At 60.9% G+C, this 16,490-nt stretch carries 7 protein-coding genes; 5 read left to right on the top strand and 2 right to left on the bottom strand.

Annotated elements, in window-relative coordinates; all coding sequences use genetic code 11:
• Positions 1–262: 262 nt before the first annotated feature.
• The 3 genes from ACE3SE_RS06165 to ACE3SE_RS06155 all read left to right on the top strand — a co-directional run bounded on the left by ACE3SE_RS06165 (position 263) and on the right by ACE3SE_RS06155 (position 5,927).
• Complete coding sequence (locus ACE3SE_RS06165) at positions 263–3,247, top strand: bifunctional diguanylate cyclase/phosphodiesterase (RefSeq protein WP_374554241.1); 2,985 nt, start codon at positions 263–265, stop codon at positions 3,245–3,247.
• Between the two features lie 19 nt (positions 3,248–3,266).
• Positions 3,267–4,067, top strand: a complete 801-nt coding sequence (locus ACE3SE_RS06160; protein WP_374554240.1) for a TatD family hydrolase — start codon at positions 3,267–3,269, stop codon at positions 4,065–4,067.
• A gap of 210 nt (positions 4,068–4,277) precedes the next feature.
• Positions 4,278–5,927, top strand: coding sequence for a methyl-accepting chemotaxis protein (locus tag ACE3SE_RS06155; protein ID WP_374554239.1), 1,650 nt, complete (start codon positions 4,278–4,280; stop codon positions 5,925–5,927).
• Positions 5,928–6,013: 86 nt separating this feature from the next.
• Here ACE3SE_RS06155 and ACE3SE_RS06150 read toward each other — a convergent pair whose 3' ends face one another.
• Positions 6,014–7,552 (bottom strand): TolC family outer membrane protein, encoded by a 1,539-nt coding sequence (locus ACE3SE_RS06150; RefSeq protein ID WP_082696178.1) that lies wholly within the window; start codon positions 7,550–7,552, stop codon positions 6,014–6,016.
• A 116-nt stretch (positions 7,553–7,668) separates the two neighbouring features.
• On the opposite strand from ACE3SE_RS06150, the gene ACE3SE_RS06145 reads away from it, so the two are divergent.
• The gene (locus ACE3SE_RS06145) at positions 7,669–8,373 is read left to right on the top strand and encodes a transglutaminase-like cysteine peptidase (protein ID WP_239689640.1); all 705 of its coding nucleotides are present in this window, start codon (positions 7,669–7,671) and stop codon (positions 8,371–8,373) included.
• 11 nt (positions 8,374–8,384) lie between these two features.
• Positions 8,385–10,298 carry a bifunctional diguanylate cyclase/phosphodiesterase gene (locus tag ACE3SE_RS06140; protein ID WP_374554238.1) on the top strand — a complete coding sequence of 638 codons (1,914 nt, stop codon included), beginning with the start codon at positions 8,385–8,387 and terminating at the stop codon, positions 10,296–10,298.
• 96 nt (positions 10,299–10,394) lie between these two features.
• On the opposite strand, the gene ACE3SE_RS06135 is transcribed toward ACE3SE_RS06140, so the two are convergent.
• Positions 10,395–16,478 carry an Ig-like domain-containing protein gene (locus ACE3SE_RS06135; protein WP_374554237.1) on the bottom strand — a complete coding sequence of 2,028 codons (6,084 nt, stop codon included), beginning with the start codon at positions 16,476–16,478 and terminating at the stop codon, positions 10,395–10,397.
• Positions 16,479–16,490 lie beyond the last annotated feature (12 nt).

Below are 16,490 nucleotides of genomic sequence, written 5' to 3'. Positions count from 1 at the left end.
CAGGTCTTGACCAGCTGTCGGACAAACATCTGTTTGATCCATAAGGACGGAAGCGTAGCAATTTCGCTGCGCTCCGGGATGTGACCAATTGTCGCAGGGCCAGTATTGGCAAGGCTTTGGCGGGGGGAATGCCACGATGGGCTGATCATGCGCAAATGCAGGTGATTTTCTTTGCGTTTGGCATGGCAAGGGCTGGGCGGGGTCAGTACACTATGCGCTAGTCTGGCCTATTGCCTGCCCATTACCTTCGGCACCGACCAACGTGAACAGAATCTGGCCTTCCTGGCTGTCCAGCCTGCTCGTCACCGTGCTTGCCTTCCTGATAGGCATGGCAGTGGTGTGTGTGGCTGCGCGTCAGGATGAGGACATTGCCCGCTCGCAGGCGCTGGCCGATGCCAGCGACCGGGGCAATGCGGTGAAGGTGACCATAGACCGTGCGCTGTCTTCCACTTACGCGCTGAGCGCCATGGTGCGGCAAGGGCATGGCCAGCTGGATGATTTCGACGCCTATGCCCGCGCACTGATGACTTACTACCCCGGCGTGATGTCGCTGCAACTGGCCCCTAATGGGGTGGTGCGGCAAATCTATCCGCTGAAGGGGAATGAAAAGGCGATTGGCCATAATCTGCTGGCCGACCCGGCGCGCAACAAGGAAGCCTTCATGGCGCGCGACAGCGGCGAGATGACGCTGGCCGGGCCCTTCCCGCTGGTGCAGGGCGGCATGGGCGCGGTGGGCCGCATGCCGGTGTTCCTGAGCCGGGAGCGTGGTGTGCCGCCGGTGTTCTGGGGCTTTGCCATTGCGCTGGTGCGTTTTCCGGATGTGTTGCAAAGCGCCGGGCTGGACTGGCTGCCCCGGCGCGGCTATCGCTACCGGCTGTGGCGTCAGCACCCGGACAGCCACCAGATTCAGGTACTGGCCAGCTCGGAACACGAGGCCACGCCGCTGGCCGAGCCGGTGCCTTACACCATCAACATGGCCAACGGCACGTGGACGCTGGATGTGGAACCGCGTGACGGCTGGCGCAATCCGCGCCATCTGGTCATCAATACCCTGCTGGTGCTGCTGATCAGCGGCCTGCTGGGCTGGCTGGCCTGGCAAATGGGGGAATTGCGCCGCAATCGGGCCGAACTGGCCTTGCTGGTGGCCCTGCGCACCCGTGCGCTGGAGCAGGAAACGTCGGACCGGGAAGCGGCAGAGCATGCGGCACTGGCCGAAACCATGCGTCAGGCCGCCTTGCTGCAAACAGCGTCTGATGGCATTCACATTCTGGACGAGGAAGGACGGCTGACCGAGTGCAGCCCGTCTTTTGCCGCCATGCTGGGCTACAGCGAAACGGAAATGCATGCGCTGCGCCTGCAGGACTGGGACAGCACAGTCAGCACCGGCGAGCTGCAACGGCTGCTGCACGACACCAGCGGCCTGGGCGTGCGACTGGAAACACGGCACCGGCGCAAGGACGGCTCGATGATTGATGTGGAGGTGAATGCCAAGCCGGTCACCATTGCCGGTCGGCTTTATGTCTATGCCTCCGCCCGCGACATCAGCGAGCGCAAGCACGCCGAACAGCTGCTGCGCATTGCCGCCACCGCCTTTGAAGCGCAGGAAGGCATGGTGGTGACCGACTGTCACACCACCATCCTGCGGGTGAATGGCGCGTTCAGCAAAATTACCGGCTATGGTGCCGACGAAGTGGTGGGGCAGAAAATCAGCTTGTTGCAGTCCGGCCGTCACGACGCTGCGTTTTACCAGCGCATGTGGCAAAGCCTGCAAGAGCTGGGCGCCTGGCAGGGAGAAATCTGGAACCGGCGCAAGAATGGCGAGGTTTATCCGGAATGGCTCAGCATCAGTGCGGTGCTGGCGGAGGACGGCTCGGTCAGCCACTACGTGGGCACCATGAGCGACATTACCCAGCGCAAGGCGGCGGAGGACAAGATCAAACGGCTGGCCTTCTACGACCCGCTCACCCAGCTGCCCAACCGCCGCCTGTTGCTGGACCGCCTGCAAATGGCGCTGGAAGTCTGCCAGCATCACGCCCGTACCGGGGCCTTGCTGTTCATCGACCTGGACAACTTCAAAACCCTCAACGACACCCTGGGCCATGACAAGGGCGACCGCCTGCTGCAGGAAGTGGCGCAGCGGCTGAATGAATGCCTGCGGCCGGGCGATACCGTGGCCCGGCTGGGGGGGGACGAATTCGTGCTGATGCTGGAAGGCCTGCACCAGGACCCGGCCCAGGCCGTGCTGCAAACCCGCGCCATCGGCCAGCATGTGCTGGAAGCACTGGCCCGCCCCTACCCCATGCTGGGCGACCTGCATCACAACACCTGCAGCATGGGCGCGGTGCTGTTTGACGGCCATGACAACTCGGTGGAAGAGCTGCTTAAGCGGGCAGACCTCGCCATGTATCAGGCCAAGGGTGCCGGGCGCAATACCTTGCGCTTTTTCGACCCGGAAATGCAGGAGGCCGTCAGCGCCCGTGCCGAGCTGGAAAGTGCGCTGCGCCGCGGTTTGCAGCAGCAGGAATTCCAGCTGTATTACCAGCCGCAGGTAGATGCCGATGGCCGCGTCACCGGTGCGGAGGCCCTGTTGCGCTGGCAGCGTCCGGAGCACGGGCTGGTGGGTCCGGCCAGCTTCATTCCGCTGGCGGAAGAATGCGGCCTGATCGTGCCGCTGGGCGAATGGGTGCTGCATACCGCCTGTCGCCAGCTGGCCGCCTGGGCGGAAGACCCGGCCACTGCCGGGCTGGAGCTGGCGGTAAATGTCAGCGCCCGCCAGTTCCACCAGAGCAGCTTTGTCGAAATGGTGCGCAATGCACTGATGCGTAGTGGCGCACCCGCCCGTCGCCTGAAGCTGGAACTGACCGAAAGCCTGCTGTTGCAGGACGTGGACGACACCGTGCGCAAGATGAACCTGCTCAAGCAGGACGGCGTGTGTTTCTCGCTGGATGACTTTGGCACAGGCTACTCCTCGCTGGCCTATATCAAGCGCCTGCCGCTGGACCAGCTGAAGATCGACCAGTCCTTCGTGCGCGATATCGACAGTGATGCCAACGACGTGTCCATCATCCGCACCATTGTGGCCCTGGCCGGCAGCATGCAGTTGCAGGTGATTGCCGAAGGCGTGGAAACCGCCAGCCAGCGCCGCTTCCTGCTGGAGCAGCACTGCCGGGCCTTCCAGGGCTATCTGTTTGGCCGCCCGATGCCGGTGGCCGACTTCATGACCCTGCTGGCCGCCCAGCGCTATTGACACGCGCTACACTGGCGGGATGACCAGACACTTTGCCCCCCGCCCCGGCCCCTGCCTGATTGACTCGCACTGCCATCTGGATGCCCCGGAATTTACCGGCTGGCGCGACCAGCTGGTAGAAGCGGCGCAGGACAGCGGCGTGGGCCAGCTGATTCTGCCCGCCATCCACAGCGACAGCTTTGCCGACAGCCTGGCCATGCGTGAGCGTTATGGCTGCTGGCTGGCCTTTGGCTTGCATCCTATCTACCTGTCGCGCCATCTGGATGAACACCTGCACACGCTGGAGCAACACCTGCAACAGCATGCACCGGTTGCCGTGGGTGAAATCGGGCTGGATTTTTATGTTCCCGGCCTGGACGCGGCACGGCAGGAAACCCTGCTGGTGGAACAGCTGAAGCTGGCGCGCAAATACGATTTGCCCGTGCTGCTGCATGTGCGCCGCGCGCAGGACCGCATTCTGAAATACCTGCGCCAGATACCGGTAAGGGGCGGCATCGCCCATGCCTTCAATGGCAGCCGCCAGCAAGCCGACGCCTTCATCAAGCTGGGTTTCAAGCTGGGCTTTGGCGGTGCCATGACCTATAGCGGCTCGCGGCGCATCCGCGAACTGGCCGCCACCCTCCCCCTGTCCGCCCTGGTGCTGGAGACCGACGCGCCCGACATCCGGCCCGAATGGGCGCAGCAACAGCCCAATACCCCGGCCAACCTCAATCAGTTTGCAATTGTCATGGCAGAATTGCGCAAGATGGACTTGAATGAGTTGAGGCACGCGCTATGGTGCAACACCTACCAGGCCATCGGCCTGGATGCCCCTGCATGACAATGTTGCCAGCCGGGTTGAATTTGCCGGCATGAACTGGCAAGGTGCGCGCCAAATCAACGCCAATCCGGACCGCATCGGTCGACATTGCAGACTTTCATTGCACTGCACATGTCATCGGCCGGTCATCAGGATGGCGGAATGTATCAGGCAGCGCACACCCGCGGGTGATGGCGTCAGGACTGCCTGTCAACCTGGGTGGGGAACACAATGAAAAATTTATCCATTGCCGCACGCATCACAGCGGGCTTCGGCCTGCTGCTGGTGGCGCTGGCCATCATCGGCAGCATTACCCTGCAAGGGCTGGGTCGTATCGACCACCGGGTCGACGAAGTGGCCAGCCACGAACTGATGTTCTTTCGCGATGTCTCCGAGCTGCGCGTGCACATGGGGAATTTGCGCCGCTATGAGAAAGACTATTTCCTGAACATTGCCAACCGCGAAAAGCGTGGCGAATACCTGGGCAAATGGAAAGACACCTACAGCAAGGCGCAGGACACGGTGAAAAAGCTGTCCCAGTCGCTGAGCGACGGCAGCAACAGCCTGAGCGGCAGCCTGAGCGGCCCGGTGCAAAAGCAGGGCGAGCTGCTGCAAGCCTATGCCGATGGTTTCAATAGCGTCAGCACACAGGTGGAGGCCGGCAGCATTGCCACCCCGGCCGACGGTAATGCTGCCATCAATAAATTCAAATCCAACGTGCACCAGATGGAAGACATGCTGCAAACCATCAGCAAGGCTGCGGTGGAAGCAGTGAATGCACTGGGCGATCAGATCAACAGCACCTCGGCATCGGTACGCAATGCCGTGGTGGTGCTGCTGGTGATTGCGCTGCTGCTGGGGATTGCCCTGTCCTGGGTCATCATCCATTCCATCCGTCACCCGCTCAACAGCATGCGCGACAGCAGCCAGCAGCTGGCACAAAGCCGCGACCTGACGCAGCAGCTGCCGGACCTGGGCCGTAACGAACTGGGCAGCATGGGTCGTTCGGTTTCCGACCTGGTGGGCACGGTGCGCACGCTGATCCAGGAATCCCACGGGTATTCATCGCAACTGGTTGGCGTGGCCGACCGCCTGGGCGATGTCAGCGGCTACGTGGCCAAGGCTTCGCATCAGCAGTCCGAAGCGGCCTCGGCCTGTGCTGCCAGCATCGAGCAGATGACGGTGAGCATCCAGATGGTGTCGGACAATACCCAGGGCGTGGAGGAGCAGGCACGCCACGCCACGGCAGAAGCCACCCAGAGCAGCCAGCTGGCCGCCCAGGCAGCAGATGAAATCCGCCAGATTGCCGACAGCATCACCACCACGGCCAAGGTGATCGAACAGCTGAATCAGCGCTCCGGGGAAATCGGCAATATCGTGCAGGTGATTCGCGACATTGCCGACCAGACCAATCTGCTGGCGCTCAATGCTGCCATCGAAGCGGCACGGGCCGGCGAAATGGGCCGCGGCTTTGCCGTGGTAGCCGATGAAGTACGCAAGCTGGCCGAGCGCACCAGCGTGGCCACGGCGGAAATCTCCTCGCGCATCTCCAGCGTGCAAACCGATACCAAGCAGGCCTTTGTCAGCATGCAGCAGGCCAACAGCCGTATCGAAACCGGCGTTGGCAGCACGCAGCAGGTGGCCAGTTCGCTACAGCTGATCCGTGATTTGTCGCAGCGTTCGGTGGACAAGATTGGCGATGTGGCCGATGCCATCAAGGAACAAAGCCAGGCCAGCCAGGATGTAGCGCGCAATGTGGAGCAGATTGCGCAAATGAATGACAGCACCAACCGCTCGGTGCAGGAATCCAACCAGCTGGCACAGCAGCTGAAGGATTTGTCTGCCGCACTGGATGACAGCCTGAACCGCTTCCGGGTCTGATTTGCATCCCCGGCACGCAATGCCGCAGCCGGATATGAAAAACGCCACCGAAAGGTGGCGTTTTGCGTATGAGCCGGAACGAACAATCAGTTGGCGGCGGAGGCTACCGGCTTTTTCTTCTTGGCCTTGGGCTTGCTGGCCTTCACCGGCTGGGCAGCCAGCGGCGCGGCTTGCGGTGCAGCCTGGGCTTCGGCGGTTGCAGCGGTGTACTGACGTGCCGCAATCGACTTCACGTCGATCACCGGCGGCGGGGTGTAGCTGGTATCACACGCGTTCTGCTCTTCTTCGCTCAGGCTGTTGTCGGTCTTGAAGTCTTCTACCGGCTTCAGTTTCAGCGTTTCCAGCAGACGACCGGAATTGGCCAGTACCGTGGCTTCGGCCACCTTGTAATCGGACTGGGCATTGATATAGGCACGCTGGGCATCAAACAGCTCGTTTTCGCTGTCCAGCACGTCCAGCAAGGTACGCTGGCCGATATCGAACTGCTTGCGGTAGGCATCACGCGCCTTCTCGGTGGACAGCTGGTGCTGACGCAGCGATTCCATCTGGTCCTTGAGCTTGATGATGTTGTTGTTGGCAATGCTCAAGGTCTGACGCATGTCGCGGCATACCTTTTCACGCTGGTCCTTGGTGGTATTCAGCTTTTCGGCAGCCGAACCCAGGCGGGCACGGTCGGCACCACCACGGAACAGGTTCATGTTGAAGATGACCGCCACCGAGCTGATATTGCTGCGGCCGTTGTAACCGTTGTAATTGTCGGTAGGTGCCTTGCTGGCCTGCAAATCCAGCGTCGGGGAGAAGGCGCCACGGCGGACATTCACTTCGGCAGTGGCCGAGCGCACGCTGGCCAGCGTGCTCAGGTAAGCCGGGTTATGGGCTACGGCATTCTTGATGAGGTCCGGGTTGGCCGGCAGCGCGTCTTTCATCGACGGTACATCGCTCAGCTGTGCCGGCGGCTGGGTACCGGTCAGGCGGGCATAACGTGCCGAAACATCATGCAGGTTGGAGGTATCGGTGATCAGATTGGTCTCGGCCAGTGCCAGACGGCCAGCAGCTTGTTCCAGGTCGACACGGCGGCCCACGCCGGCTTGTACCTTCTGGCCGATCTGCTCGAAGATGCCCTTGTGAATGGCATAATTTTCCTGCGCGGTATCCAGCAGCTGGCGATAACGCAGCACATCCTGATAAGCCTGCACGGTTTGCAGTGCAATGCTTTCGCTGGTATCGAGGAAATCAAAGTAACGTGCCTGTTCGTCATAACCCAGTTGCTTGACGGTGTTATAGGTTTGCAGGCCCTGGAACAGGTTCTGGTTCAGTGTCACCTTCCAGCCACGGGTGGTGTAATTCTGGTCGGCAACAGCCACGGTGCTGGGGTAGTCATAGCGCTGGCGGTTGGATTCATAGCTCAAATCCACAGTGGGCATGTAGCCGGAACGGCCCACATTCACATCCTGGCCGGCACCGCGGAACTGGTGCAGCTTGGCCAGCACTTCCGGGTTGTTCAGGATGGCCTGCTGGACGGCAGCATTCACCTCGATGGCATTGGCGGCTTGCGGCAACAAAGCGGCCACACCTGCCAGACCAATGGCGACCGACAAACTGATGGATTTGCGCAAATTTCTCATTGATACTACCCCATATCGAATGTGTGATTAATTTTAAACAACATTTTTAAACACTATCTAACAATTATACACACGGAATTTTACTGTCACTGCCCTTTTTTTACACAATTAATGCCATGCGCGTTTCATTCCCCTTCATGACGCCATTCTGCGCCATTGCCCCCCTCAGCCTGCTACGCAGCGGCTGGCGCGCCCTGCTGCCCGTGTTGCTGGGATGGTTGTTGTGTCTGGCGGTGACCGGCAGCAGCCTGCCCAGCGAACAGACCGTGGCGCGCTATGGCCCGCAGGCACAGCGCTTGTACCGCGACTGGCAAGCCATGCTGAACAATGCGGGCAGTAGCGACAGCGCACGGCTGAAGGATGTGAACGAGTTTTTCAACCGGCGCATCACCTATGCTGAAAACAGCCAGGTATGGCGGCAGGAGGACTACTGGGCCACACCGCTGGAAACCTTTGGCAAGGGCATGGCCGACTGCAAGGGCTTCGTGATTGCCAAATACGTATCGCTACGCTTGCTGGGCATGGCACCGGACAAGATCCGCCTGACTTATGTGAAGGCGCGCATTGGCGGCCCCTCCAGCAATGTTACCCAGGCGCATATGGTGCTGGCATACTATGCCAGTCCGACCGTGGAGCCGCTGATTCTGGATAACCTGATCACCAGCATCCAGCCTGCCTCGCAGCGGCCCGACCTGATCCCGGTATTCAGCTTCAATATGGAAAGCATCTGGGTGGGCGGCACCCAGAACAACAATGTCAACCGGCTGACCCGCTGGAAACAGCTGCTGGATAAACTGAAAACGGAAGGTTTTGCCTTTTGAGTACACCCGTGATGTCGCGCAAACTCTCGCTGGTACAGCGCCTGTGGCTGTTGCTCTTGTTGCTGGTCACCCTGTCCATCGGCGGGGCGCTGATTGCCAACCTGCTCAATGCCCGCAGCTATCTGGAACAACAGCTGACGGCACAAAGCGCCGATACCGCCAATGCGCTGGCGCTGATGGTCACCCAGTACAAGGCGGACCCTGTAATGGCGCAAACCCTGCTGGGAGCGGCCTTCGAGCAAGGGCATTTCGCCGAAATCAGCTGGGAAGGCGTGCCTGCCGACATGACCATCCACCTGCGCAACCGCAACGGCCTGGAAGATACCCCGGCCTGGTTCCACCACCTGCTGCCGCTCAAGCCACAGGACGGCCAGGCCCAGGTCAGCAATGGCTGGCTGCAGGCCGGGCGTATCGTGGTGCGCGCCCATCTGGGCTATGCCTACAGTTCGCTGTGGCAAGGTGCCTTGCAAACCGTGTTCTGGCTGGTGGTGATCGGGCTGTCTGCCGGCCTGCTGGGAGTGCTGGACATCCGCAAGCTGCGCCGCGAACTGCAAACCGTGGTGACCCAGGCCCACGCCATCAGTGAACAGCGTTTCATGCGCATTGCCATTCCGGGCATTCCGGAACTGGCCGAAGTAGCCATGGCGATGAACCACATGGTGGAACGGCTGCAAAACTACCTGCTGGGCCTCAGGGACGAAGTGGACCGCCTGCGCCGCGAGGTGCTGACCGACAGCAATACCGGCCTGCCCAACCGTGAGGCTTTCGAACAACGTTTCAACAGCTTGCTGGACCCGCAGGCCGACCCGGCTAGCGGGCATTTGCTGCTGGTGCGGGTAGCGGGCCTGGCCGAGCTGAACCAGCGGCTGGGCGGGCAACGTACCGATGCCCTGCTCAAGCGGGTGGCGGATGATTTGTCCACCCGTTGCCAGTCACAGCGTGGCTGGATGGCCACCCGCCTGCGCGGTGCCGACTTCGCGCTGTTCTGCCCGGAGCTGGGGGTGGATGAAGCCGGCAAGCTGGCGGACGAGCTTTGCCTGCTGTGGCCGGTGTACTGGACCATGGATTTGTCCGACCAGCCGGGCCTGGGCCATATCGGCATTACCGCATTCCACAGCGGCGACACCCTGCGCGATGTGCTGGCGCGTGCCAGCGACAGCCTGACACTGGCCGAAGCCCAGCCGCTGAACAGCTGGGTGCTGGACCAGCAGCATGCCGAGGCCTCCAGTCAGGTACAGCCGGACTGGAAACCCTTGCTAGAGGCTGCCTGCCAGGATGATTCGCTGCAGCTGCGCTGGTATCCGGTATGTGACCCGGAACGTCATGTGCTGTGGCACGAAGGCATGCTGTATCGTCCGGCACGGGATAGCCTGCCCGCCATGAGCGCGCTACGCCTGGTGTCGCAGGCCGCCCGGCTGGGCCTGGTGCACCGGCTGGACATCAACACCCTGCAACTGGCCTTGCAGCAAGGCCCCGCGGCCTGCCTGGCGGTGAACATGTCGCCGGCTTCCTTGCAGTATCCGGACTTCCTGCCGGCCATCCTGCAGTTGTTGCAGCGCTACCCGGAACGTCAGATCAACTTTGAATTCCATGAAACCGGCCTGGACGAGCACTGGGAACACTTTGTCGCCTTCAGCCGTGCCATACGCCCGGCAGGACATCAGCTGGCGGTGGAAATCCAGGGCCACAACCTGGCACTGGTGGCCCGCACCCACGAGGCCAGCATCAGCTATCTGGTGCTCGACAGCACCCTCACCCAGGGTATTCACGCAGATGAAGGCCGTGCCGCGCTCCTGCGCGGCCTGCTGCGCATGGCCGCCCTGATGGGTGTGCAGCTGGAAGCCAAGGGCATCAGCAACGTCGAAGATGCCACGGCACTGGTAGAAATGGGCGTGCACTGCCTGACCGGCCCGGCCATTCACTGATACGACATCCTGGCCCCGGCAGTCGGCCTGACAAGCCGGATGCATAAAAAAACCGACAGTGTCTGACTGTCGGTTTTTTTGTTGGCTGAGCCGGTTTCAGTCGGTGATCAGCTTGCCGTGGTTCAGCAGGTTCTGGATGATCTGCGTATCCGAGGTATGCCCCAGGCCGCCACCCAGATCTGCCAGCGACACGCCCTTGAGCACGATGTCCACGGTATCGCCAGCCGTGGTGTTGGCAAAACTGCCCGAGGCACTGACGTGCACCGTGGTATCGCTGCCACTCTGGGTGAAGTGCAGGTAGCTGGTGAGGTTGCCGATGCCAGAGGTGTGGTTTTCCCCTTGCAGCAGGTCTTTCAGGTCCAGCGCCGAGCCACCGCTGGCATGGTCAGCCAGATCGAAGTTGCTGATGGTGGTGGTAGCCGCGGCACTGCTGCTGCCATTGGAAGCCAGCGTCCACTTGAAGGTATCCACACCTACGCCGTCGCTCACCGTATGGTTACCGGAACCGAACACGGTTTCCGTCGCCACGGTGGACACATTACCGGCCTTGTCAGTCAGGGTGGCGGTATAAGTGGATACCGTGTGGGCATCCGGCTGATGTTGCGACTGGCTGACAATGCCATGGCTGATGTCGTTGCTGGTCAGCACATGGGTGGTGGTGGTGGTCGCGCCGTGTTCCACCGCAGTGATAGTCAGCGTGTCGTTGGCAACCGCACCGGTACCGGCCAGCGAAACATCCAGCTCCAGCACCTGCCCCTGGACAGTGGCCACCATATTGTCCACCTTCAGGCCAGTTGCGCCGCCACCGGAGTTGTCCACCTCGAAGGTCAGCGTGTTGTTGCCCACCACAAACAGGCTGCCTGCCCCGCTGTCGTTGCTCAGGTCGACATGCTGGATCTGCGTCCACAGCGAGTTGTAGGACAGGCCGGTATCCTTGCCATTGACCAGAATGTGCACATTGTCATCCGCCGACAGATCGAAACTGATCAGCACCGTTGCCAGATCGGCCGTGGACGCAATCGTGAAGGTGGTCTGGTAGGTATAGCGGCCATAGCTGTCGGACATGTCGCCAATCCACTGCGACTTGCTGTAGTCATTGGTCACCCAATGCTTGCCGCCAGCATCGGTCTCGCTTACCACCGTGGTGCCATTCAGGCTGGCACCAGCAGGCTTGGACAGCAGCGTGTAGTTTGCATCAACCTGGCCAGCTGCCACGGCATGACCATTGGCATCCAGACCGGTGTTGAACAGGCCGGTGATGGCGGCAGTAGTGGTTGTGGACGACAGCTGTGCCGCCAACGGGGCCTGGGTATCCAGGATGTCGTTGTTGACGCTGTCGCTGGCGGTATTGCCCGCCTTGTCCACCACGCTGGCAGTGACATTGATCTTGCCCTGCTCCAGACCCGTCAGGTCCAGCGTCAGGTCGCCGGAAGTGCTCCAGCTGCCGTCTTTTTGCACGTACACAATGCTGGATACCGAATTGGCACCGTCGGTGAAGGTGACATACACCGCCTGGCCCGGTTCCACACCACTGGTGGTGCCGGTGACATTCACCGTACCGGCTTCGGTCTGGTTGAAGATGTGGTCGCCACCGCTGCCGTCGTTGGTGATCTTGATGGTGGCCTGGGTGTCCAGACCGTCCTTGTGGCTGTCGGTAGCGGTATTGCCGGCCAGGTCGCTGACTTGAGCCTTCACGGTCACCTTGCCGTCGCTCAGGCTGCTCAGGCTGGCAGGCGATACCGACCAGCTGCCATCGCTGCCCACCTTGGTGGTGGTAGTGACGACGTGATTGGCACTGTCGGTGAAGGTGACGGTAACGGTCTGGCCTGCTTCCACACCGCTGGTGGTGCCGCTAACCACAGCCGCTGCGGCTTCGCTCTTGTTGAACACACCGTCGCTGCCGCTACCGTCACTGGCAATGGTGATGGTAGCCGTACCATCCACCGCAAAAGCGGTGCCAAAGCCGGTAGCAGTGGCGCCATTGGCATCCACGGCCTTGACCAGCGGAATATAAACACCATCCGGCAGTGCATCACTCACGCTTACCGACCAGTGGCCGGTGTTGTCAGCGCTGGTGGTGTAGCTGTGGCCGTTCAGGGTCACCGTGATCTGGCTGTTGGCATCTGCCGTGCCGGTGATGACCGGGGTCTTGTCTGCCGTGATGCTGTCGGCGCTATTGCTGCCGGTATCATTGACAGCATCATGCTGCAGATGGCCGGTGGGGATGACCGGCTGGCTGTAACTTGCAGATGCCGACGGCGAGATATTGCCGCTCTTGTCGGAAACCGTTGCCGCCAGTGCGATGGAGGCACCGGCAGCCGGTGCGGCCATGCTCAGTGAAATCACCCCGTTCTGGTAGCTGTAGCTGTTGTGGCTGCCGTCTACCAGCTTGCCACTTTCCAGATGCAAGGTCAGGTCGGTATTGCCACTACCAGTAAGGTGTACCGAACCACCATTCACCAGTACCGCCTGGTCATTGGCGTTGAGGGTGACCTGTGCGGTAACCGTGCTATCCGGTTGCAGCAGATTGACGATGTTGTTGCCATTCTGTTCCAGGCTGACTTGCAGCGTGGCCAGCCCGCCCTGATCCCAGTACACGATCTGCATGGTGTGCTGGTTGTTGGCCGTGGCATCCAGATGAACCGTGTACCAGGCCGTTGCCGGGGACTGGTTGTTGACTTCCTGCGCCACAACCTTGCCGTCAATCATCAGCAGGTAGCCATCATCCGCACGCACGGCAATGGTGTAGTTACCGGCAGCAGCAGTGAAAACGCCGCCGGTTTCCACGATGGCGCGCGAGGTGGTGCCATAGTTGCCGGCCAGTTGCAGGTCGGTGCCGGTACTGCCATGGCTGTTGGTGATGAAGTCCTGCAAGGCGCCGGAGCTGCCCAGATTGCTCTTCACCGCCAGCGAGCTGTCCTGCCAGGCCCCGCTGCTGGTGCCAAAGTTGATCGACTGGGCAATGAAGGTGGCCGTGGGGTTCAGGTTAACCAGATCGCCCAGTACGGTGCTCAGTGCATTCTGGCCACTCACCGGGGTGCTGATATGGGCATCGTCGATGCCAAAGTAGTTGCTGTAGCTGTAAGTACCGCTGGCAACAAAGCTGACCTTCGGCGCATCCGGTGCAGTGGTATCCACCGCCAGCGCATGGCTGGCTTCCGGTGCGGCATTGCCGGCCACATCACGCACATCGGCGGTCACGGTGTAGCTCTTGCCGTCTTCCAGCTTGGCCACATCGCCCGCGGACACTACCGTGCTCCAGTTGCCACCACTCACCGTAGCGCTGTAGTGCGTACCGTTGAGCACCACGTCCACTTTCTGGCCATCTTCGGCACTGGTGGTACCACTGATGGTAAGCGGCTGAGCGTGCTCCTTGGCATTGATGATGTCATCACCAGCCAGCGTGCCGATGGTAAGGGTCGGCGCTACCGTATCCAGCGTTTCCTTGGTCAGACTGTCGCTGGCGGTATTGCCCGCCTTGTCCACCACACTGGCGGTCACGCTGATCTTGCCCTGCTCCAGGCTGGTCAGGTCCAGCGTCAGGTCGCCGGAAGTGCTCCAGCTGCCGTCTTTCTGCACGTACACAATGCTGGATACCGAATTGGCACCGTCGGTGAAGGTGACGTACACCGCCTGGCCCGGTTCCACACCATTGGTGGTACCGGTGACATTCACGGTGCCGGCTTCGCTCTGGTTGAAGATGTGGTCGCCGCCGCTGCCGTCGTTGGTGATGGTGATGGTGGCCTGGGTGTCCAGACCATCCTTGTGGCTGTCGGTAGCAGTGTTGCCGGCCAGGTCGCTGACTTGCGCCTTCACGGTCACGCTGCCATCGCTCAGGCTGCTCAGGCTTTGCGCCGGTACCGTCCAGCTGCCGTTAGCGCCTACCGTGGTATTCACGCTGACAACATGATTCTGGCTGTCAGTGAAGGTAACGGTAACCGTCTGGCCTGCTTCCACACCCGTGGTGCTGCCGCTGACTGCTGCTGCGGCCGCTTCGGTCTTGTTGAACACGCCATCCTTGCCACTGCCATCACTGGCGATGGTGATGGTGGCCTGGGTATCCAGGCTGTCGTTGTGGCTGTCGCTGGCCTTGTTACCGGCCACGTCGCTGACTGCTGCTTTCACCGTCACCGTGCCATCCACCAGGCCGCTCAGGCTTTGCGCCGGTACCGTCCAGCTGCCGTCCGCGCCTACCTTGGTATTCACGCTGACAACATGATTCTGGCTGTCAGTGAAGGTAACGGTAACCGTCTGGCCTGCTTCCACACCCGTGGTGCTGCCGCTGACTGCTGCTGCGGCCGCTTCGGTCTTGTTGAACACGCCATCCTTGCCACTGCCATCATTGGCGATGGTGATGGTGGCCTGGGTGTCCAGCACATCGTTATTGACGCTGTCGCTGGCGGTATTGCCCGCCTTGTCAACCACACTGGCGGTCACGCTGATCTTGCCCTGCTCCAGGCTGGTCAGGTCCAGCGTCAGGTCGCCGGAAGTGCTCCAGCTGCCGTCTTTCTGCACGTACACAATGCTGGATACCGAATTGGCACCGTCGGTGAAGGTGACGTACACCGCCTGGCCCGGTTCCACACCATTGGTGGTACCGGTGACATTCACGGTGCCGGCTTCGCTCTGGTTGAAGATGTGGTCGCCGCCGCTGCCGTCATCAAGGATGGTGATGGTGGCGCTGGTATCGACCGACAGCTTGTGGCTGGCTTCGACTGCCGGATTACCTGCCTTGTCGCTGACATCGGCAGTGATGGTGTAGCTGCTGCCATCGGCCAGCTTGACTACATCGGTAGCCGGTACTTCGGTACTCCAGCTGCCATTGTTCACGATGGCGCTGTAATGCTGACCATTGAGCACTACATCAACAGTCTGGCCGTCTTCGGCACTGGTGCTGCCACTGATGGTCAACGGCAACTTGTGCTCGGCCGCATTGACAATGTCGTCGCCAGCCAGGCCGCTATCAATGCTGATGGTCGGTGCCTGCAAGTCCAGGCCATAGCTGTGGTTGGTGCTGGCATCGCCAGAATTGCCACCAATGCTGCTGGTAGTGACGCTGGCGTGGATATTGCTGTCGTTCTTCAGGTCATCGCTGCTGACAGCAATGCTGTAACCCAGCTTGCCATTACCCAGATCCAGCACATTGCCATAAGCGTTGTGGCCATTCACGGTCAGCGTCACCGTGTCGCCAACCTTGACGTCCCCGCCTACCGTGCCGGTGACGGTGACGGTGTTGCCGCTGGTTTCCTGGATGTTCAGTACATTGTCGGCAGTCACCGGATCAACCGTGATGCTGGCCTTGGGCGATGTCAGGTCAACCAGGTAGTCATGATCGGTGGAAGCGGTAGCGGTATTGTTGTAGCTGTCGCTCACACTTACCGTGGCGTGGATTTTGGTGGCACTGGACAGATCACCGGTACCCACATCAACAGAGAAGCCCAGTTGGCCGTTGATGTCGATCACGGTGGTTTCGTAGTGCGCACCACCAATATCCAGCGTCACCTTGTCGTCCAGCTTGGCATCGCCACCCACCGTGCCGGTGATGGTGACCATGTCGCCGGAGAACTCACGGATATTGAGAATGTTGTCGGCGGTGACGTTGTCCACCGTGATGGTGGCTTCCGGTGCCGTGACATGTACACCCAGGCCATGCTGCGCGGGCACTGCACTGTTACCGGCCAGATCTTGAACATTGGCGGTAATGGTATAGCTCTGGCCATCTGCCAGCTTGGCAACATTCACAGCAGGCACATCTACCGTCCAGCTGTTATTGGTCACGGTGGCACTGTAGTGTTCGCCATTGAACTGGACATCGACGGTTTGCCCATCTTCCACACCACTGGTGGTACCACTGATGGTCAGCGGCTGTTTCTGCTCGGCTGCATTCACCACATTGTCACCAGCCAGAGTGGCATCAATGGCAATGGTCGGAGCCTTCAGGTCTACCGAGTAGGCATGGTCAGTCGAGGCGGTGGCGGTGTTGTTGTAGCTGTCGCTCACGCTTACCGTGGCGTGGATATTGGTGGCGCTGGACAAATCGCCAGTACCTACCACCTTGGAGAAGCCCAGCTGGCCATTGATGTCGATCACGGTGGTTTCGTAGTGCGCACCGCCAATATCCAGCGTCACCTTGTCACCCAGCTTGGCATCGCCACCCACCGTGCCGGTGATGGTGACCATGTCGCCGGAGAA

This window comes from Aquitalea pelogenes, from assembly GCF_041914625.1.
GTDB lineage: Bacteria > Pseudomonadota > Gammaproteobacteria > Burkholderiales > Chromobacteriaceae > Aquitalea > Aquitalea pelogenes.
Note: the sequence above shows the minus strand (reverse complement) of the source record. Positions and strands in the feature narration are given on the sequence as shown.